The sequence below is a fragment of the Methylobacterium sp. ME121 genome (genome assembly GCF_000974725.1).
GTDB lineage: Bacteria > Pseudomonadota > Alphaproteobacteria > Rhizobiales > Beijerinckiaceae > Methylobacterium > Methylobacterium radiotolerans.
The window spans coordinates 83,165-103,105 of the sequence record NZ_BBUX01000006.1; the positions used below are offsets into that span (position 1 = coordinate 83,165).

Sequence of the window (19,941 nt, forward strand, 5' to 3'; positions counted from 1 at the left end):
GCGGCGTCCCGGCGATCGCCTCAGGGGAGGGGTCGCGCGCCGCGAGCGGGATCCTGCGCCGCTTCAGTGGCAGGCGATGCCGACATCGGTGGGCGACATGCCGCGCGCCAGGCGCCGCCCGGTCCGCAGCAGCGCCTGTTCGAGCAGCGCCACGGTCAGCGGATCGCCGTCCTGCTCGGCCAGTTGATAGGCGGCGAGCAGCGCGTCGCCGAGCTCGCCGAGCCGGTCCGTCGGGTCCGCATCCGCGACGTCGGCGTCCCGCCCGGTGCCGGTGTCACGCCCGTCGGCCAGCGCGCACAGTTCCGCGCGGCGTCTCGCGTTCGCTTCGTCCTCTGGTGAGCCGTTGCGCATCGTGTTGGTCCCTCAACCAGCTCGAGGGTGCACCTACAGGTTGCGAGCCGTCAACTCCCCCCGGCGTGCCCGGCGAGCGGTCGAGCGTCGCATCTCTCCGGATGGGTAAACCGGGTGGCGAACGGTCCGCCGGACCGCGCGACGGAGCGCGGAGACACCGATGCCCGATGCCGTATGAGGGCCGATGCGGGGGCATGCCAGAAAAGGTCGGCGACAAACCACAACTTTTGCGTGCAGATCCGGCGGATGGCACGGTCCGGCAAGGTGAACGGATGGTTAAAACGCGGTGAGGCCCCCGCGGCAGCTCCGCGGGGGCCTCACTCATCGACGCACCATCAGGAGCGTCCGGCCGGTATTACTTGATGAGGGCGAGGAGGGCCTTGCCGGCCTTGGAGTTCAGCTCCTTGGCGTCGAGCGTGCCGTCGTTGTCCGGATCGGCCATCTTGAAGCGCTCGCCGACGGCCGCGAGGTACTCCTTCTTGTCGAGGGTGCCGTCGTTGTCCGGATCGGCCTGCTGCACGCCGGCCTTGCTCAGGCGGCCCTTCAGCTCCTTGGCGTCGAGCGTGCCGTCCGAGTCCTTCTCGAGACGGTCGAAGGTCGCCGAGGCCACCGCCTCCACTTCCTTCATGTCGACGGTGCCGTCGTTGTCGGTGTCGATCATCTTGACGGCGCTCGCTCCGCTCACCGGCTTGGCGAGAGCGGCCGGAGCAGAGAGGCCGCACACCGCGAGGGTCACCGCCGCGAAGCCACTGATGAAACGGAGGGTCATTGCCAGATGCTCCCGAAATTTGATGCTCGATCTTCCTAGTCTCCGACTCGCCGTGCTGCAAGTGCGAAATTCGACCCTGTGGGTTGAGCGCGCCGTCTCGGCTCGGTCGCCGGCGAGTCGGCATAGAAAAAGGGGCCGGCGCGAGCCGGCCCCCGAAGAGGACGCGTAATCACCGGACGGCGATCCGCGCGGCGAGTCAGTATCCGTAGCCGCGCCGCATCACCGGGCGGTCGTCGTCGAAGCGCTGCCGCCGGTAGAGGCGGTCCTCGTCGTAGGCGCGGTCGCGCCGATACTCTTCGCGGCGGAAGTCGCGCTCCCGCTGGGCGCGGGAGCGCAGGTCGACGCTCGGCCCGTCGGGGCCGATCTCGATTCGCTGCGCCGCGGCGGGGACGACGCTCGCGAGGGAGGCGGCCAGGACGGCGCCGGCAAGCAGGGTCTTCATGGGACTCTCCTTCGTGCGTTCGGGGTCCAACCCGTCTTCGCGCCGATCGTTCCCGATGTTCCCCCGTTCTTCCCGCGCGCCTCACAGTTCCGGATGGATCAGGCGAGCGTCGCGAGGTCCTGAAACCAGTGCTGCGCCTGGACGTAATTCTTCACCCGCGACGACAGCGCGTGCGGATTGGTGTCGTGAACCACCCAGACCTGCACGGCGTCGTCGACGACGATTTCGTGGATGCGCGCGAGCAGCCGGTTCTGCTCGGCCACGTCGAGGCTCGCCTTCACCTTGTCGCAGAGGGCGTCGACCTCGGGGTTGCGGTAGTGGCTCCAGTTCACGCCGTTCGGCGCGATCTGACGCGAATCGTAGAAGCGCAGGATCGCGTAGAACGGGTCGGACGTGACGTAGGCGATGTTGCCGGCGCTCACGCCCTTGAGGCTCGGATCCGCGGCGCCCTGGCGCCACGCCGTGTAGGCGACCTCCAGCTCGACGGTCTTGAACTCCACCTGGATCCCGATGTCCGCCCAGCTCTGCTGGACGAACTCGTTGATCGGCAGCGACAGCATCTGCCCGGTGCCGCCGGTCGGGATCAGGACCGTGGCCTTCACGGGGTTCTTCACCGAGTAGCCGGCCTCCTCGACGAGCTTGCGCGCGGCCTCGACGTCGGTCCGGATCCTGAAGCCCGGCTTGCCGAACCACGGGCTCGACTCCTGGACCTGCCCGACCGCGGGCTGGGCGAGACCGCCCATCAGCTCGACGACGCCCGCGCGGTCGATGGCGAGGTTGGCGGCCTTGCGCAGGCGCAGGTCGCGCCAGGGCGATCCCTCCAGCATCGACAGGTGGTAGTTCCAGACATGGGGCGTCTCGTTGCCCACGACCCGCATGCCGGCGGCCTTCAGGCGCGGCACCGCGTCGGGCGCGGGCGCCTCGATCAGGTCGACGCTGCCGGACAGGAGCGCGTTCACCCGCGCGAGATCCTCGGGCACGCAGGTGAGGGTCAGCTTCGCGAGCTTCGGGACCCGCTTCGGGTTCCAGTAGCCGACGTTCGGCAGCAGCTCGAGGCGCACCCGCGGCACCAGCTGCCCCATCCGGAACGGCCCGGTTCCCGAGGGCTCGAAGGCGAACTTCGCCCAGTCCTTCCCGACCTTCTCGTACTGCGCCGGCGACGAGATCAGGAACCAGAGCATCTGGTAGGGGAACAGGCTGTCGGGCGTCTTGGTGACGACCTGGACGGTCTTGGCGTCGAGCTTCCGGTAGCTCGCGACCCCGGGCAGGCGCGGCCGGACCTGGGCGGCCTGCCGCTGGTCGAAATGCGGCGCCTCCTTGTTCAGCACCTTGTCGAAGTTCCAGATCACCGCGTCGGCATCGAAGGCCGAGCCGTCGTGGAAGGCCACGCCCTCGCGCAGGTGGAAAGTCCAGACCTTGGGGTCGGCCGGGTCGGCCTCCCACGCGGTGGCGAGGCCCGGCACCATCTTGCCGGGCCGGTCGGCGACGTCGAGCTCCCAGGCGACCAGGGGGTCGTAGAGGGTCAGGCCGGTGAACTGGTAGCCGCCCGCGCCCCGGTCCGGCTGCCCGGTGGTCAGCGGCAGGTCGGTCATGGAGATGCCGTAGGTCAGGGTGCCGGGGGCAGCGCCCTGCGCGCCGGCCCGGCCCGCCGCTCCCAGCGCCGCGAGGGCGACGCCCCCGGCCATCAGGGATCGGCGTGTCGGCTTGATCGGGTCCATCGTGTCTCTCGGCTGAAGGCGCGGGCGCCGCACGGAGCGGCACCGGCCGTCAGGCGCGCGACGGCGCTGCCCCGGCCTCCTCCCCATGCTGCATACAGAATGATGCACGCATCGTGCCCAATGCCCGCCTGCGCCTGCCGCCGCTTCCCAGAGACAGCCCGAAGACAGCCCGGAGACAGCGCGGGTCAGGCCTCCCAGACCTGGCCCGGCCGGAGGGCGACGAAGCGCTCGGCCGGGATACCGGCGCCGCCGAGGGCCGCCGCGAGCGCCTCGACGGGCCGCTCGATGCCTTCGTCGGTGAGCTGGAACGTGCCCCAATGGTGGCCGAGGGCCTGCTCGGCGCCGAGCAGGGTGAAGGCCTTCACGGCCTCGGCCGGATCGACGTGCTGGGCCTGCATGAACCAGCGCGGCTCGTAGGCGCCGATCGGCAGCGTCGCGAGGCGCGGCGGCCCGAACCGGGCCCGGACGTCGGAGAACAGCGCGCCGTCGCCGAAGCCGGTATCGCCGACATGGTAGTGCACGCCGCGGGGCGAGGTCAGCACGAAGGCGCACCACAGTGCCATCCGTCGGTCGTTGACGCCCCGGGCCGACCAGTGGTTCGCGGGGGTCAGGTGGACCTGCAGCCCGTCGCCGAGATCGACCGACTCCCCCCAGTCGCGGGTCTCGACATGCATCGTGTCGTCGTAGCCGCGCAGGATCGTGTCGTTGCCCAGGGGCGCCACGATCAGCGGCTGGTGCGCCTGCCAGATCCGGGCGAGGCTCGGCCCGTCGAGATGGTCGTAGTGATTGTGGGTGATGAGGACCGCGTCGATGGGCGGCAGGTCGGCGAGGGCGATCCCCGGCGGGTTGACGCGCTTCGGCCCGGCGAAGCGGACCGGGCTCGCGCGCTTGGCGAAGACCGGATCGATCAGGATGTTCCGGCCGGCGACCTGCACGAGGTAGCTCGCGTGGCCGATCAGCACGACCCGCAGGCCTTCGACCCGCTCCGGTGGCCGGTCGGCGGGATAGGGGCTGGGGAAGCTCTTCGGCCAGGGCTCGCGCTGCCGCTTGGCCTGCCAGCGCAGCACGTCCGGCAGCGCCTTGTCGGTCGACTGTCCCGGCAGGAAGAACCGCAGCCCGTCGAAATGGTCGGAGGTCGGGCCGCGGTAATAGGGATTCCGTCCGCGCCGGTGCGCGGCGTAGCCGACGCCGCCGAGCGTCATGACCGTGGCCGCACTCGCGACCGTGAGCAGGCTGCGCCGTTTCATGGATCCGAGATGGCCGGAACCGGGGGGCGGTCAAGCGCTGCCGCGGCGCGGCGGGGAGCCTCAGGGCGGATTCGGCGCGGTCTCAGGGGCGCATCGCGGGCGCGGAGGACGCCCGCCTCACTCCACCATCTCGGCGGCGAGGGACAGGCGCGCCCGGTAGACCACCTTGCCGACGCCGTCGCGGACGCAGGCCACGTAATCCTGGCGCTCGACGTCCGGCAGCATGTCGCGGGCGATCGCCGACATGATCCGGGTGACCTTGGCGCGGGCCGCCGGCAGGTCCGGCAGGTCGAACCCGACCTCATCGTGGATCGGCTGCGAGCCGTCGTGCAGATCGATGAAGTAGCGGGGCATCGGCGCCAAGCGTCTCTTAGAGAAGTAGTCTGCCGACAGGATTGGTCTTGCTATGGTTAACAGTGCCTTAAAAGCCGAGGTCTGACGCTGCTCGGCGCTCGGGCGAGAGCCCGGCTCCGGCCCCGATGCGCCGCCCCTGAACCGCCGGATGCTCCGGGGCGCCGCGGGCGGGGCCGGAAGCCGGAACCGCGGTCGGCGCGAGAGCCGTTCCCGATCGCGTCGCGACGGTTCGGAACGAAGACGATTCCGTGCGGGAGAGCCGCGCCATTCCTCATTTTCACGCCCCCCTCTCCCGACGGGTCTCGGGCCTGCCCGAGATCCGCCCGAGGTGACATCTGGGCGCCTCGATCGGGGACGATGTCGGCAGGGAGGACTGTCAATCCGACAGACCCGGCGCGCCGAAGCGGCGATCCAACTTGCTCAGGCAATTGGCTCAGGCGAGCGGTCGCCCCGACGGGGTCCTCACACCCCGTCCGGTGGCAGCGCCTCCGTCACCTCGACGCGGCGGTTGCCGGCCACGGGAGCCGTCTCCTCGGCGGCGGCGACGTCGCTCTGGACCGGCGCCTTGTCGAGGGCCTCGGCGACCGCCGCCACGCCCTGGTAGCGGGTCAGCCGCCGGTCGATCATGCCGTCGATCCGGTCGTGCAGCTCGGACACGGTTAGGCTGCGGCGCTTGCCGCCCGTCTTCTCGGTGAACAGGCTGCGATTGGCCCGGGCCGCCGTGCGGAACTCGCGTCCGGCGACCTCGTCGGGCTTCTCGGAGGAGAGCGACAGGAAGCGGCCGGCGCTCGCCGTGCCGAGGAAATGGGCGAGGTACAGCTCGGTCGTGGTGAGCGCGCGCCCGACCCGGGCCTCGATCCGCTCGCGATCGCGCTTGATCAGCTCGGCCGCCATCAGGGCGGCGACGCGCGGGTCGTTGCGCAGGCCGAGCACCCGGGCGCGCATGCTGCCCGCGACGGTGATCGCGGCGCCCCGGCCCTTCACGGCGGCGGCCTCCTCGGCGAGCCCGTAGCGGGCACCGTAATCGCGGATCATCTCCAGCCAGGTGCGGGCGACGAACTGGAACAGCCCCTGCGCCGAGGATGTGGCAGCCTTCGCGTCCGTGTCGAAGCTCGATTCCTTGTCGGCCAGCGCCATCATGTAGACCGGATCGACGCCGGCCTCGTCGGAGGCCTTGACGATCGTGTCGACCACCTTGCGCGGCACGCTGCGCTCGCCGAACTTGACCGCGTCCTGCTCCTGCGTGACCCGCGGCAGGGCCGCGAGGTCTTCCTGGATCAGGGCCGTGGTGGCGGGCTCCTGCTCCGGCACCGGCAGGCCGTTCCAGGCGTCCTTGGCCGCCGGCGCCTCCGCGGGAACCGCGGGCTCGGACGCGCGTTGTGCGAGGGCCTGCGCGGCTCGCGGGCTGGTGTCGACCCGGTCGTGGGCCTGGGCGGCCGGCGCGAAGTAGGCGGGCGCGAAGGCGGCCTGCGGCAGGCCGAACCCGGCGACGAGCCCCAGGGCCAGCGTCCCGGAGATCCGGCCGAGGCCGGTGCGGCGAAGTGACCGGCGCCCTGTCTCGCGTCCGGCCCGCGGCAGCCACGCCACGGCTTCATCCTCGAAATGGCCCGTGCCGGTCAGGGTCTGCGGCACGAGTCGGCTCACGTCGTCGGCGCGACGCGCCGGCTCCGGGAAAACCCCCATCATTGGTCCTCTTCAGATCGGTCCTTGCGTCCGCCCGGCTCTGACGGCCGGGTTTTTTCCGGAAGCGGCGGCCCTATCGACGCCGGCCGTGACCAGAATGGGACGGCCCCGTGATCCAAGCGTGGCACGGTCAAGGAAGGGTTAACCCTGCTCCTTAGGGTCGCGTTAACGCCGCCGGCCGGCCCCGCGCGGGAGGACGGTGGGGCAATGTTGTCGCATTCGGCTTGGAACGCGGCACCGCCGAGCCAGTTAGGTACGGCCCCGGGGGGGCGAATTTCCGTCCCAGGACGGACCCTTCAAGACGCCACCCGCGTCCGCACAAGGACATCAGTTACCGATGAGCATGCAGTCCGGTCGCCGCGTCGGTGTCGCGTTCGTAGGCATGGGAGGCGCTGTCGCCACCACTGCCATCGCCGGCATCGAGATGATCAAATCCGGCTCCAACCGTCTCGACGGGCTGCCGCTCGCCGGTCTCTCCGTGGCCGGCATGGCCGACTACAAGGACCTCGTCTTCGGCGGCTGGGACCTGAACGGCGACGACCTCGCCTCCGCGGCGAGCGGGCACGGCGTGCTCTCGAAGGACGATATCGAGAACGGCGCCCAGGTCCTGAAGGGCATCACGCCCTGGCCGGCGGTCGGAAGCGCCAAGTTCTGCAAGAACATCGACGGCCAGAACCGGATCGTCGCCAAGGACCACCGCGAGGCGGTCTCGGTGATCGCCAACGACCTCCGCCGCTTCCAGAAGGAGAGCAACCTCGACGACGTCGTCGTGGTGAACCTCGCCTCCACGGAGCGCTGGCCCGACCTCAACGACCCGACCCTGAACTCGACCGCTGCCTTCGAGAAGGGCCTGGATTCGAGCGACGAGGCGATCTCCCCGGCGATGCTCTACGCCTACGCGGCGATCAAGAGCGGCATCCCCTACGCCAACTTCACCCCGAGCGTGGCCGCCGACGTGCCGGCGCTCCTGGAGCTCGCCAAGGAGCTGAACGTCCCGGTGGCCGGCAAGGACGGCAAGACCGGGCAGACCATGATGAAGACTGTGCTGGCCCCCGCCTTCAAGGCGCGTGCGCTCCACGTCGACGGCTGGTTCTCGACCAACATCCTGGGCAACCGCGACGGCCTCGCCCTGAACGACCCGAACTCGCTGCAGTCGAAGCTCAACACCAAGGGCACGGTGCTCGACTCGATCCTCGGCTACCCGGTCGAGGACCACTTGGTGCACATCCACTATTACCGGCCGCGCGGCGACGACAAGGAGGCCTGGGACAACATCGACGTCACCGGCTTCATGGGCCAGCGGATGCAGATCAAGGTCAACTTCCTCTGCAAGGACTCGATCCTGGCCGCGCCGCTCGTCATCGAGATCGCCCGCGTGCTCGATCTCGCGAGCAAGCGCGGCGACGGCGGCGTGCAGGAGCAGCTCTCCACCTTCTTCAAGGCGCCGATGGTGAAGAACGGCCACGGGCCGGAGCACGCCTTCGGCAAGCAGGAGCAGATGCTCCGCGACTGGCTGGGCGTGCACTAGGCGTCGTCGAAACCAGGGGGCGGCTTTTCGGAACGAGACGATGCCAAGCGAGACTCAGTCGCCCCATTCCGGCGCCGCCGCGCCGGAGGCGTTGCGCGACCTCCTGGTCGAGATGAACGACCTCAAGCGCGTCCGCTCGGCGGGCCGCCAGGGGTCGATTGCCGAGCGGCTGTTCGCGCAGGGGTGGGGGCTCCTCACCGGCGGCGGCGCGCCCGACGACGTCGCCCTCGACATCGCGGCCGTCACCCTCGCGGCGACGCGCCTCTGCGACCTCGACGCGGCCTTCCTGACCGCGGCGGGGCTCTCGGACGAGGCCGCCTCCGCGGTGCTGGTGGCGGGCTTCGACGCCGTCACCGAAGACCTCGATCCCGATCTCCGCGACCGCCTGCGCGCGCGGCTCGCGCCGCGTCCGGCGGGTCGGCCCGGGCCGCTGCCGAGCTTCGTCGGCGCCCTGGCGCAGCAGCCGCGGGCGGGCGTCACCTGTCCCGGCCGCGCCCGGATCCTGCTGGAGCCGCCGGAGAACCACGCCGAGCACTGCCTGATCGTGGCGGTCTACGGCGTCTGCCTCAGCCCGTTCTACCGGGCCGATCCCGGCACCGTGTTCCTGGCCGCGATGGCCCACCACTTCCACAACGCCGCGATGCCGGATGCCGGCTTCACCGGCGAGATGCTGCTCGGCGACCATCTCGGGCCGATCATGGCGACCACCACCGCCTGGGCGCTCAATGAACTCGACGAACCCCTGCGCGGTCAGGTCGAGCGCGCCCGCGCGATCCTGCCCGACGACGCCACCGCCGAGGGCCGCGCCTTCCACGCGGCCGACTGCATCGACCGCGTTCTCCAGATCGCCCAGCACCTGCGCGGGGCCTCGACCACGATGGGGATGGTGCTCGACGAGTGGGAGCTGGTCCATGCCGGCCCGGTGAAGGGCTTCCACGATCGTGTCCTCGCCGACATGCGCATCCCTTGATCGCCGGACCCGGTCGCCCATCTGCCCGGGCGGCTCCGAGAACCATGATCCCGTTCGAACTCAGATCGCCGGACACCGGCAACCCGCTGAAGGCCGACGGCCCGCACGCCCTGCGCGACGCGGAGACCGGCGCGCGCTGGCCCGTGATCGACGGCATCCCGTACCTGCGGATCAACCGCGCGGCCCTGATCGAGCGGGTGCTCGCCCATCTCGACGCCGGCGAGCCCGACGAGGCGCTCGCCGCCCTGCTGGTCGATCAGGACGATTGGTGGAACGGCCCGCCGGCCGATCCGGCCGGGATCATCCGCCTGATCAAGACGCGCCGCGAGGCGACCCTGCGCGACGCGGTCGAGCTCCTCGGCTGGGGACGCGTCGGCGACTACTTCCTGCACCGCTGGAGCGACCCGACCTTCCTGGCCGGCCTGTCGCTGCTGGAGGCACACTGGAACGAGCCCGTGTGCGTCTTCGAATTCGCCTGCGGCATCGGCCACTACCTGCGGGAGCTGCAGCGGCGCGGCTGCAAGGTCGCCGGGGCCGACGTGGTCTTCGCCAAGCTCTGGGTGGCCCGCCACTGGGTCGTCGCCGAGAAGGCGCAGCTCGTCTGCTTCGACGCCGGCTCAGCCCACTGGCCGATCCCGGGGGCTCCCGTCGATCTGGTCGTGTGCAACGACGCCTTCTACTTCCTCGACGACAAGGCGGCTCTGCTCGAGAGTCTCCGCCAGAATGCCGGCGATGACGGCTGGCTGGCGCTGAGCCACATCCACAACCGCGACTGCCCGGGCTTCTCGGCCGGCCGGGCGGTGACGGCCGAGGAGATCGCCGAGCTGTTTCCCGACGCCCTGGTCTACGACGATGCGGAGTTGACCCGGGCGCTGGTCGCGGCGCGGGCGCCGGGCCCGCAGGAACCCGCGGCCCTGCGCACCTGCGAGGCGTTCTCGGTGGTGTGCGGTCCCGGCATGCGCCCGGCGCCGCGCGCGCTGGTCGATGGCCTGACCCTGCCGAAGCCGGGGACCGTGCTGCGGCTCAACCCGCTCTACGCGCCTGACGGCGACGGTTACGTCGTGCGCTGGCCCTCGGAGCGCTACGAGGCGGAGTACGGCCCGCGCGCGACCTACCCGCTGCACTCCCCGGGACCCGAGACGCTGACCTTCGACGAGAGCCTCGATGCGCCGGAGACGCAGCGCGTGCGCGTGCGCGAATTCGTCGATCTGCCGGAGCGGTGGTGATGGACGCGGTCGGCTGGGGCATCGTCGGCTACGGCTGGGTCGCCCGCGACTACATGGAGCCGGGCATCCGCGCCGCCGGGCACCGGCTGGTCGCCGTCTGCGATCCGAACCCGGAGAGCCGAGCCGCAGCCGAGCGAGCGGGCGCGCGCGTCCATGCCGACCTCGCCGGCCTCATCGCCGAGCCCGCGGTCGAGGCGGTCTACGTGGCGACGCCGAACCACCTCCACCGCGGCGCCGTGGAAGCGCTGGCGGCGGCCGGCAAGGCGGTGCTCTGCGAGAAGCCCATGGCGGCGACGCTCGGGGACGCCGAGGCCATTGCCCACGCCGTCGGGTCGCAAAGAATCTTCTACGGCACGGCCTTCGACCAGCGGCACCACCCGGCCCACCGGGCGATCCGCGCGCAGGTCCAGGCCGGGCGGCTCGGCACCGTGACGGCGGTGCGGATCGTCTATGCCTGCTGGCTCGGGCGCGACTGGTCGGAGGCCGGCCAGCCGAACTGGCGGATCGACGCCGCCCAGGCCGGAGGCGGCGCGCTGATGGACCTCGCCCCGCACGGGCTCGACCTCGTGGACTTCCTGCTCGGCGAGCCGATCGCCGACCTCGCGGCCCTGACGCAGACCAGGGCCCAGGACTACGCGGTCGACGACGGCGCCCTGCTGATCGGGCGGACCGCGGGCGGCGCGCTGGCGAGCCTCCACGTCGCCTACAATTGCCCGGACGCGCTGCCCCGCCGCCGCCTGGAGGTGGTCGGCACGAAGGGCCTGCTCGTCGCCGAGAACACGATGGGCCAGACGGCCGGCGGATCCCTGACCTTCATCGACGGCGCCAGCGGCTGCGCGGAGCCGCTCGCCTTCGACGCCGACAGCTCGCCCTTCGCCGAGCAGGTGCGCGCCTTCGGCTCGGCCCTGCGCCGGCCCGAGGAGCGGGTGGCCTACTCGGCCGCGCGCGACCTCCACACGATGCGGCTCGTCGCGCGCGCGTACGGGCAGCGGTAGCGGACAGGAATTTCAATCACGCAACCGACCCAAGCATCTCCCACTCACCCCCTCATCCTGAGGTGCCGGAGCGCAGTAAAGGCCTCGAAGGAGGGCTCCAGGGATCCCGGCGTTATCTGGAGCCCTCCTTCGAGGCCCGCTTCGCGGTCACCTCAGGATGAGGGGGAATGGGACGAAGGTGGGAAGGCAGGCGGTCGCGGCAGACGGGAACACGACTTGAGCAACGCAGACGCCTTTCACGACCAGGACGACCGCGCCCGCCACGAGCGGATCAAGGCGCCGCGCCCCTACCGCTTCGGCGCCAAGCGGCCGATCGAGGGGTTGCCCGGGACCCTGCCGGACCCGGTCAAGGCCTATCTCGACGTCCTGCCGGAGGGGCGCGTCGTCGGCTTCCCGCTGGCGCCCCTCGATCGCACCGGCATCCCGGTCTGGTTCGTGGCCCTGTTTCTCGACGACCCGTTCTTCGTGGGCGCGATGCCGTCGGGCATCGGCTACGGCGCCACCGACGACGAGGCGCTGATCGGCGCCGTCGCGGAGATCGCCGAGAACCTGATGCCGTCGCTCGCGGTGCTGCCGCGGGCGAAGGAGCGGGCGAGCTACACCGATCTCGTCCGGGTCTACGGCGCCAAGTCGGTCGCCGACCCGCTGACCCTCTGCCTGCCCGCCGGCTCCCCGGTCGGCCGCGACACGGTGCTCGAATGGACCCCCAGCGTCCGGCACGCGACGGGCGAGATCGTCCTGATGCCCCTCGACGTCGCCGCGACCGACTATTTCGAGCTGTCGGAGGGCTACAAGCCCTTCACCAACCTGATCACCAACGGCCTCGGCGCCGGCCCGGACGTGCCCTTCGCGCTGGGCCACGGCGTGCTGGAGCTGCTGCAGCGGGACGGCAACGGGCTGCTGTTCCGGGCCCTCGACCAGGGCGTGATGCTCGACCTCGAGGGGATCGGTCCGGAGAACGCCGCGATGCTGGCCCGGCTCAAGGAGCTCGGGATCCGGGCGCTCCCGAAATTCGCCACCGACCAGTTCGGCCTGACCAACCTCTACGTCGTCGGCTACGACGAGGATCCGGCGCGGACCCCGGCGCCGATCGCCCTCTCGGCCTGCGGCGAGGCCTGCGACCCGGACCGGGAGCGGGCGCTGCGCAAGGCGCTCCTGGAGTTCCAGGCCGCGCGGGTCCGCAAGACCTTCGGCCACGGCCCCCTCGACATGGCCGCCACGGTGACGCCGCCGGGCTACGTCGACGCGTTCATCCAGAAGGCGCTGCCCAGCCTGGACCTGGAGGAGAGCCGCGCCCTGCAAGCCATGCTCGAATGGATCGAGATGCCGGCGGCCGACCTGCGCGGCGTGCTGGCCGACACGGTCTATTCCGAGCGCAGCACGAAAAGCTTCGCCGAGCTGCCCTCGACCCCGGCCGCCGACGGCCACGCCCGGGGGAAGATCGCCTGCGACCGGCTGCTGGAGGCCGGGTTCGACGTGCTCTACGTCGATTGCACGCCCCCGGGGGGCGGGGTCGGCGTCGTGAAGGCGATCGTGCCGGGGCTCGAGGTCGAGACCATGAGCTACTACCGGATCGGCGAGCGCAACACGAAGAAGCTTCTCGACCGCGACCACCCGCTGATCACGTTCGGCACCGAGAGCGAGACCCTGCGCCCGGTGCGTCTCACCCCGGAGGCCTTGGAGCGGTTCGGCGGCCAGCCGCTGTTCGACGTGGCCCTGGCCGAGCGGATCGTCGGGCGGCACTATCCGCTCTACCGCGAGCCGGAATCGCACCACGCGCCCTTCCGCCTCGCCCAGCGGAAGGGGAGGGCGGCGTGACGCTCCGGTTCGCCTACAACACCAACGGCGCGGCCAACCACCGCCTCGACGACGCGCTCCACCTGATCAAGGCGGCGGGCTACGATGGCGTGGCGCTCACCCTCGACATCCACCATCTCGACCCCTTCGCCGAGACCTGGGCGGCGGAGGCCGGCCGGGTGGCGAGTCTGCTGGAGAAGCTGGAGCTGACCTGCGTCATCGAGACGGGTGCCCGCTTCCTGCTCGATCCGTCCGCCAAGCACGAGCCGACGCTCGTGACCGCCGACGCCGCGGGCCGCGCCCGGCGCGTCGGCTTCCTGAAGCGCGCGATCGAGATCGGCGCGATGCTCTCCGCCGAGGCGGTCTCGTTCTGGGCCGGCGTGCCGAAGCCCGGCGTCGATCACGGCGAGGCCCGGCGCTGGCTGGTCGAGGGTCTGCACGAGGTCGCGGCCTTCGCGGCCGAGTCCGGAATCGTGCCCTGCCTGGAGCCCGAGCCCGGCATGCTGATCGAGACGCTCGACGATTACGCGGCGCTCGACGTGCCGGGGCTGAAGCTCGCCCTGGACACGGGTCACTGCCTCGTCACCGGCGAGCGCGAGCCGGCGGCCGCCGTGCGGGAATTCGCCGACCGGATCGGCACCGTGGCGATCGAGGACATGAAGCGCGGCAGCCACATCCACCTGCCCTTCGGCGAGGGCGACATGGACGTGCCGGGCGTGCTGGAGGCTCTGGAGGCGGTGGGCTTCGGCAAGCTGATCTGCGTCGAGCTCTCCCGCGAGAGCCACCGGGCCGACGTGATGATCCCGCAGGCGCTGGACTATCTCCGCGGCTGCCGGCGCCCCGGCCCGGTCCTGGCGGGCGAGCAGGAGACGCGGCGGCAATGGCAGTGAGGGCCGAATTGCGGCGAGGCGAGGATCGGGCACGGGAGAGGGAGCGCCTCGGCGCCTCTCCCGGTCTCTGCGAAGGTGCGGTGCGATGAGAATCCTCTTCCTCAGCCGCCGCTATTTCCCGGCCATATCGGGCATGAGCGTCTACGCGCAGAACCTGCTGCGCGAACTCGTCGGCGCCGGCCACGACGTCACGATGATCTCGCAGTACCGGGGCGACGCCTTCGGCACCCGGGTCTACGGGGGCGGGCCGCCGCCGCCGGTGCCGGGCGTGCGGGTGATCGGCCTGGAACAGCTCGGCGAGCAGACGTCGGGCGATTTCGAGCGCGACATCGCCACGATGGTGGACGCGATCGTCCGGGAGCACGCCCGGAACCCCTTCGACATCCTGCACGCCCAGTACGGCTACCCGACCGGCTGGGCGGTGCTGCTCGCCGCCCGCAAGCTCGGCGTGCCGAGCGTCGTCTCGATCCAGGGCGGCGACGGCCACTGGGTCGGCTCCTGCTGCGAGACCCACCGGGTCGCCATGTGCGAGGTGCTGGCCCACGCCAACGCGCTGCTGATCGGCGGCGCCTCCTTCGTGGACGAGGTCTGCGAGCGGCTCGGGTCGGACCCGGCCCGCTTCACCATCGTGCCCGGCGCGGTCGACACCGATCGGTTCGCGCAGGGCACGTCCGACGGGCTGCCGGCGCCCCATGACGGGCCGGTGCGGCTGTTCTACCACGGCCGGGTCGACCGTCGGAAAGGCGTGCTGGACTTCATCGAGGCCCTGGCGATCCTGCGCGCGCAGGGCACGCCCTTCGCGGCCACGATCTCGGGAATCGGGCCCGACGTGGACCCGGCCAAGGCGCTCGCCGCGGAGCGCGCCTTCTCGGAGCGCGCGATCGCCTTCACGGGCTACGCGGAATACGGCTCCGTGCCCGACCTCTACCGCCGCGCCGACGTGTTCGTCTCGCCGACCTACGCGGAGGGCTTCTCCAACACGATCCTGGAGGCGCTGGCGGCCGGGCTCGCCACCGTGTCGTGCCACGCGGTTGGCGTCTCGGACTGCCTGCGCGACGGGGAGAACGGGCTGCTGGTCAACCCGGGCGACGTCCCGGCGCTGGCCGCCGCGCTCACCCGGATCGTCACGGACGCCGATCTGCGCCGGCGCATCGCGACGGCCGGCCTGGAGGAGTGCCGGCGGGTCTACTCGTGGCACGCGGTCGGGCGGCAGATCATGGAGGTCTACGCGCGGGTGCGCCACGAGCAGCCCGCCACCGATTTTCCCGAAGACCTGCCCGACGACCCGACCTGCCGCTTCCGCGCCGAGCCGCACCTGCTCTGAACGGTCCGCCAGCGTCGGGAATCCCGATCCACCCCCTTCGAGGCCCCCGCTGCGCAGCGGTACCTCGGGATGAGGTCGCGGCTCGGACGTCGTGCCCGCCGACAGGCTCTGAACCATGCCCACCGCGCTCGCCCTCTCCCCCCATCTCGACGACGCGGCCTTCTCGTGCGGCGGCCTCCTGGCAAGCCTCGCGCAAGCTGGCTGGCGCGTCGTGATGGCGACCCTGTTCACCGGCAGCGTCGCCGAGCCGAAGGGCTTCGCGCTCGCCTGCCAGCTCGACAAGGGCCTGGGACCGGAGATCGACTACATGGCCCTGCGCCGGGAGGAGGATGTCCGCGCGGCTGCCGCGCTCGGCATCGCCCCGCCCGTGCACCTGCCGTTCCGGGAGGCGCCGCATCGGGGCTACGGCTCGGCGCCGGAACTCTTCTCCGAGACCCGCGCCGATGACGGCATCGCGGCCGACCTCGCGCCCGCCGTCGCGGCGCTGATCGCCGCGGACAAACCGGATCTCCTCCTCGCCCCCCAGGCGATCGGCGGCCATGTCGATCACGTCCAGGCGGTCCGGGCGCTGCGCGGCCTCGACCCGCTTCTCCCGATCCTGTGGTGGCGCGACTTCCCCTACACGGTGCGCGAGGCTGCGCCCCGGGAGCCGCTCGCGGATGTCTTCGCGGAACTTCCCGAGGCGACGGTGACCCTCGCCCCGGAGGCCCAGGCCCGGAAGCGCGCCGCCTGCGCGGCCTATGCCAGCCAGATCGGCTTCCAGTTCGGCGGCGTGGCCGGCCTCGACGCGCGCCTCGCCCGGGAGGCGGGCACCGAGCGCTTCCGCCGGTCGCGTCGCGGCGGCCCGACGATTCCCGGCCTCGATGCCGGCTGAGCCGCGGGCCCCGAAGGCGCTGGCCGATCCGGAGGCCCTGGCGGCCCGCCGCGCCCTGATCGACAGCCCCCACATCGCCCCGATCCGGGCCCTCGCGGCGCGCATCGCGGCCGAGCGCGGCGCCCCGGTCCCGGCGCCCGACCCCCTGGATGGCGGCGTCGGGGCGCGGATGCTCCTCCTCCTCGAGACGCCGGGCCCGGCGGTGCTGCGCACCGGCTTCGTCACCCGCGACAGCGCGAACGGCACGGCCGCGAACCTGTTCCGCTTCCTCGCCGAGGCCGGGCTCAGCCGGGCCGACACGCTGATCTGGAACGCGGTCCCCTGGCTGATCCACGCCGAGGGCGCCCGCAACCGGGCGCCCCGCCGGGCGGAGGTCGCGGCGGCCGCGCCCTATCTGGCCCCGCTCCTCGACCTGCTGCCGCGCCTCGCCGTGGCGGTGCTGGCCGGCCGCTTCGCCGGGGAGGCGGCGCCGTCCCTCGCGGCGCTCCGCCCCGACCTGCCGGTGATCCGGGTGCCGCACCCGAGCCCGACCTATGTCTGCACCGCGCCGGAGGTGCCCGAGCGGATCCGGCGCGGCCTCGCGGAGGCGGCCGCGATCCTCGATCGGGCCTCCGGCTGAGGATAGATCGCCCGTCACGGGCCTGCCTTCCCTGGCCTTGCGCGCCGGTTCGGCCTACATGCGGGGCAACGGGCCGCGGTCCGGGAGATTCCGGCACGGGCTGACGGCCTTCGGCCGGGCCGCGCAGCCGGAAGGGCGGACGCCGATCGGCATGAATTTTCAGGGACAGCACCGGAGCCCGGTCGAGCCGGTCGAGCCGGTCCAGCACGATGCCGGAGCGGGCTCGAAGCGGAAGAGCCGGCGCAGCCGCTATGCCTGGATCGGCACGGCGGCCAGCATCGTGCTGTTCGCGGTCTCCCTCGGCGTCCTGTGGAAGCTCGTGCAGAGCGTCAGCTGGGCGGAGGTGCGCAGCGCCATCGCGGCCGCGACCGCCGAGCAGCTCGGCCTCGCCTTCCTGTTCGTCGGCGTCAGCTACCTGTTCCTGACCGGCTACGACGCGCTGGCCCTGCGCCAGCTCAAGATCAAGGTGCCGTACCGGATCACCGCGCTCGCCTCGTTCACGAGCTACGCGGTGAGCTTCACCCTCGGCTTCCCGCTGCTCACCGCCGGGACGATCCGCTACTGGATCTACGCGCGGCAGGGCCTCTCGACGGCCAAGATCGCCGCGCTCACCGTCATCGCCGGCTTCACCTTCTGGCTCGGCATGGGCGTGGTGCTGGGCCTGAGCCTGATCATCGAGGCCGGCCAGCTCGCCGGGCTCGCCTTCACGTCGATCCGGATCAACCAGGGTGTCGGCCTCGCGGCGCTCGCCCTGGTGCTCGGCTACCTGGCCTGGGTCTCGGCCAAGAAGCGCAGCATCACCGTGAAGCACTGGCGCCTGGAGCTGCCCGGGGCGTCCGTGTCGATCGGCCAGATGATCGTCGGCATCGGCGACGTCTGCGCGGCGGCGGCTGTGCTCTACGTCCTGCTGCCGCAGGAGACGACGCTGGGCTTCACCACCTTCCTGGCGATCTACGTGCTGGCCGCCATGCTGGGGATCGCGTCGAACGCGCCCGGCGGCATCGGGGTGTTCGAGGCCACCGTGCTCCTCGCCCTGTCGAGCCTGCCGCGCAACGAGGTGCTGACCTCGCTGCTGCTGTTCCGGGGCTGCTACTACGTCGTGCCGTTCGTGACCGCCCTGGCGATGCTCGGCCTCTACGAGATCGTGAAGCGTGCGGGCGGTGCCCGCGATTCCGGCCCGCCGGAGGGCACGGCCGGGCCGTCCGGCCGGGCGTGGCGCGACGAGTCCGAGTCCCGCTGATCGGCCGGCCGCGCCCGCCATGTCCGGCCGCCTGCGCAGCTCCCCCGCCTGGACCGGCGCCGCGATCGCCGCGGGCCTGCTCGGGCTCGCCACCGCCCTGGCCGGGCGGCTCGACCTCCCGCTGATCCTGATCGGGCTCGCGGCGGTCTGCCTGGGCGGCTGGCTCGGCGGGCGCGGCCGCGAGGCCCCCGTCGCGCGACCGGCCGCCGCCACGCCGCGCCACGCCGTCGCCGAGGCGCTGCTCGCCCACGTGCCGGACCCGGTCATCCTCGTGGACCGGCGTACCCTGGTGCTGGAGGCCAATCCCGCCGCCCGGGCGCTGCTGCCGGCGCTCCATCAGGCCCGGCCCCTGTCCTTCGCGCTCCGCGACCCGGAGGTCCTCGACGGCATCGAGGCGGTGCTGAGTTCCGGCCTCCCGCGCCGGGTCGCGCTGTCGACCCGGGTGCCGCTGGAGCGGACCTTCGAGGTCCAGATCGGCGCGCTGCCGATGCCCGACGGGTCCGGCGTGAGCGCGCTGCTGTTCCTGCGCGACCTCACCTCGGCCCGGCGTCTCGAGGCGATGCGGGTCGATTTCGTCGCCAACGCGAGCCACGAGCTGCGCACGCCGCTCGCCACCCTGATCGGCTTCATCGAGACCCTGCAGGGTCCGGCCCGCGACGACGCCCAGGCCCGGGAGCGCTTCCTGGAGATCATGCGCGTCCAGGCCCAGCGGATGACGCGGCTGATCGACGACCTGCTGTCGCTGTCGCGGATCGAGCTGCGCGAGCACGTGGCGCCCACCGCGGTGGTCGATCTCGGGGCGCTCGCCCGCCAGATGGTCGACGCCCAGGGCCTGCCCGCCGAGGCGCGGGGCGCCACGATCCGACTGGAGGAGGGGGCGGGCCCCTACGCGGTCCCCGGCGACGCCGACGAGCTCGCCCGGGTGATCGAGAACCTGATCGAGAACGCCGTGAAGTACGGCGGCGGCCGGATCAGCGTCGGGCTCGCCCGCGAGGACGACCCGCGCCTCGGGCGCCGCGTCGTCCTGTCGGTGGCCGACGACGGGCCGGGCATCCCGCCCGAGCACATCCCGCGGCTGACGGAGCGCTTCTACCGGGTCGACGTCGCGTCGAGCCGCGCCCGCGGCGGCACGGGCCTCGGGCTCGCCATCGTCAAGCACAGCCTCAACCGCCACCGCGGGCGGCTTGCCATCGAGAGCGCGGCCGGGGAGGGCACGACCGTGCGGGTCAGCCTGCCGGAATACGGCGCCGCGCCGCCGCAGGCCGCGGCCGATCAGGCCGGCCCGGCGTAGGGGCCGATCCCGAGCCCGTCCTCGACGCGCTCGACCCACGCGCGGATCGCCGGGTAGTCCGCGAGGTCGTAGCCGCCCTCGTGGGCCATGCGCGTGTAGGCGACGAGCGCCACGTCGGCGAGGGTCAGGGTGTCGCCCACCATGAAAGCCGAGCGCGCGAGGGTTCGCTCCATCAGCCGCAGGGCGTCGGCGCCGCGCTCGGCGAGCTTCGGGTCGAGATCCTCCGGCGACCGCGCGAGATAGTGGAGCTGGTAGCGGCGGACCGCGATGTAGGGCTCGTGGCTGTACTGCTCCCAGAACATCCACTGCAGCATGCGGGCGCGGGGCAGGGCCTCCGCGGGCACCAGCGCCGAGCCCTCCGCGAGGTAGACGATGATCGCGTTCGATTCGGACAGCACGGTGCCGTCGGACAGGACGACGATCGGCACGCGGCCGGCGGGGTTCAGGGCGAGGAACTCGGGCCTGCGCGTCCCGCCGCCCGGGACGTCGACGTCGCGCCAGAGCGCCGGGATGCCGAGATGGGCCGCGACCCACTTGACCTTGAGGCAGTTCCCGGAACCCGGGTCGCCGTAGATCGTCAGCGCTTCGCCCATCCGTGTCCCCGCCGCTCCAGTGGCGCGGAC

Annotated in this window: 19 protein-coding genes; 11 read left to right on the top strand and 8 right to left on the bottom strand. The window is 72.1% G+C overall.

Annotated features, from left to right (window positions below):
• Positions 1 to 63: 63 nt before the first annotated feature.
• The 7 genes from ME121_RS07110 to ME121_RS07140 all read right to left on the bottom strand — a co-directional run bounded on the left by ME121_RS07110 (position 64) and on the right by ME121_RS07140 (position 6,564).
• Positions 64 to 351 carry a hypothetical protein gene (locus tag ME121_RS07110; protein WP_059408579.1) on the bottom strand — a complete coding sequence of 96 codons (288 nt, stop codon included), beginning with the start codon at positions 349 to 351 and terminating at the stop codon, positions 64 to 66.
• Between the two features lie 355 nt (positions 352 to 706).
• The gene (gene lanM, locus ME121_RS07115; RefSeq protein ID WP_012320541.1) at positions 707 to 1,120 is read right to left on the bottom strand and encodes a lanmodulin LanM; all 414 of its coding nucleotides are present in this window, start codon (positions 1,118 to 1,120) and stop codon (positions 707 to 709) included.
• A 196-nt stretch (positions 1,121 to 1,316) separates the two neighbouring features.
• Positions 1,317 to 1,562, bottom strand: a complete 246-nt coding sequence (locus ME121_RS07120) for a hypothetical protein (RefSeq protein WP_012320540.1) — start codon at positions 1,560 to 1,562, stop codon at positions 1,317 to 1,319.
• Positions 1,563 to 1,660: 98 nt separating this feature from the next.
• Positions 1,661 to 3,280: an ABC transporter substrate-binding protein gene (locus ME121_RS07125; RefSeq protein ID WP_059408580.1), complete on the bottom strand. Its 1,620-nt coding sequence runs from the start codon at positions 3,278 to 3,280 to the stop codon at positions 1,661 to 1,663.
• Positions 3,281 to 3,465: 185 nt separating this feature from the next.
• Positions 3,466 to 4,527, bottom strand: coding sequence for an MBL fold metallo-hydrolase (locus ME121_RS07130; protein WP_012320538.1), 1,062 nt, complete (start codon positions 4,525 to 4,527; stop codon positions 3,466 to 3,468).
• A gap of 117 nt (positions 4,528 to 4,644) precedes the next feature.
• The gene (locus ME121_RS07135; protein ID WP_012320537.1) at positions 4,645 to 4,881 is read right to left on the bottom strand and encodes a DUF6894 family protein; all 237 of its coding nucleotides are present in this window, start codon (positions 4,879 to 4,881) and stop codon (positions 4,645 to 4,647) included.
• Between the two features lie 462 nt (positions 4,882 to 5,343).
• Positions 5,344 to 6,564: a transglycosylase SLT domain-containing protein gene (locus ME121_RS07140; RefSeq protein ID WP_024829223.1), complete on the bottom strand. Its 1,221-nt coding sequence runs from the start codon at positions 6,562 to 6,564 to the stop codon at positions 5,344 to 5,346.
• Positions 6,565 to 6,901: 337 nt separating this feature from the next.
• On the opposite strand from ME121_RS07140, the gene ME121_RS07145 reads away from it, so the two are divergent.
• The 11 genes from ME121_RS07145 to ME121_RS07195 all read left to right on the top strand — a co-directional run bounded on the left by ME121_RS07145 (position 6,902) and on the right by ME121_RS07195 (position 19,318).
• Complete coding sequence (locus ME121_RS07145) at positions 6,902 to 8,092, top strand: inositol-3-phosphate synthase (RefSeq protein WP_012320535.1); 1,191 nt, start codon at positions 6,902 to 6,904, stop codon at positions 8,090 to 8,092.
• Between the two features lie 40 nt (positions 8,093 to 8,132).
• Positions 8,133 to 9,062, top strand: coding sequence for an HD domain-containing protein (locus ME121_RS07150; protein ID WP_059408581.1), 930 nt, complete (start codon positions 8,133 to 8,135; stop codon positions 9,060 to 9,062).
• 44 nt (positions 9,063 to 9,106) lie between these two features.
• Positions 9,107 to 10,288, top strand: coding sequence for a class I SAM-dependent methyltransferase (locus tag ME121_RS07155; protein ID WP_059408582.1), 1,182 nt, complete (start codon positions 9,107 to 9,109; stop codon positions 10,286 to 10,288).
• Positions 10,288 to 11,283, top strand: coding sequence for a Gfo/Idh/MocA family protein (locus ME121_RS07160; RefSeq protein ID WP_059408583.1), 996 nt, complete (start codon positions 10,288 to 10,290; stop codon positions 11,281 to 11,283). The genes ME121_RS07155 and ME121_RS07160 overlap by 1 nt, the downstream gene beginning before the upstream one ends.
• A gap of 216 nt (positions 11,284 to 11,499) precedes the next feature.
• A complete protein-coding gene (locus ME121_RS07165) occupies positions 11,500 to 13,101 on the top strand; it encodes a YcaO-like family protein (RefSeq protein ID WP_059408584.1) in 1,602 nt (533 codons plus the stop codon).
• Positions 13,098 to 13,970 (top strand): sugar phosphate isomerase/epimerase family protein, encoded by an 873-nt coding sequence (locus ME121_RS07170; RefSeq protein WP_059408585.1) that lies wholly within the window; start codon positions 13,098 to 13,100, stop codon positions 13,968 to 13,970. Before ME121_RS07165 ends, ME121_RS07170 begins: the two co-directional genes overlap by 4 nt.
• Before the next feature lie 85 nt (positions 13,971 to 14,055).
• On the top strand, positions 14,056 to 15,294 hold the full coding sequence (locus ME121_RS07175) for a glycosyltransferase family 4 protein (protein WP_024829228.1): 1,239 nt from the start codon (positions 14,056 to 14,058) through the stop codon (positions 15,292 to 15,294).
• A gap of 115 nt (positions 15,295 to 15,409) precedes the next feature.
• On the top strand, positions 15,410 to 16,168 hold the full coding sequence (locus ME121_RS07180) for a PIG-L deacetylase family protein (RefSeq protein ID WP_024829229.1): 759 nt from the start codon (positions 15,410 to 15,412) through the stop codon (positions 16,166 to 16,168).
• Positions 16,158 to 16,787, top strand: coding sequence for a uracil-DNA glycosylase (locus tag ME121_RS07185; protein ID WP_012320527.1), 630 nt, complete (start codon positions 16,158 to 16,160; stop codon positions 16,785 to 16,787). The genes ME121_RS07180 and ME121_RS07185 overlap by 11 nt, the downstream gene beginning before the upstream one ends.
• A 151-nt stretch (positions 16,788 to 16,938) precedes the next feature.
• The gene (locus ME121_RS07190) at positions 16,939 to 18,027 is read left to right on the top strand and encodes a lysylphosphatidylglycerol synthase domain-containing protein (RefSeq protein WP_059408600.1); all 1,089 of its coding nucleotides are present in this window, start codon (positions 16,939 to 16,941) and stop codon (positions 18,025 to 18,027) included.
• A 19-nt stretch (positions 18,028 to 18,046) separates the two neighbouring features.
• Positions 18,047 to 19,318, top strand: coding sequence for an ATP-binding protein (locus tag ME121_RS07195; RefSeq protein ID WP_012320525.1), 1,272 nt, complete (start codon positions 18,047 to 18,049; stop codon positions 19,316 to 19,318).
• Here the strand turns inward: ME121_RS07195 and ME121_RS07200 are convergent.
• Complete coding sequence (locus ME121_RS07200) at positions 19,300 to 19,911, bottom strand: glutathione S-transferase family protein (RefSeq protein WP_024829230.1); 612 nt, start codon at positions 19,909 to 19,911, stop codon at positions 19,300 to 19,302. The two genes, ME121_RS07195 and ME121_RS07200, sit on opposite strands and share 19 nt — an antisense overlap.
• Positions 19,912 to 19,941: the final 30 nt, after the last annotated feature.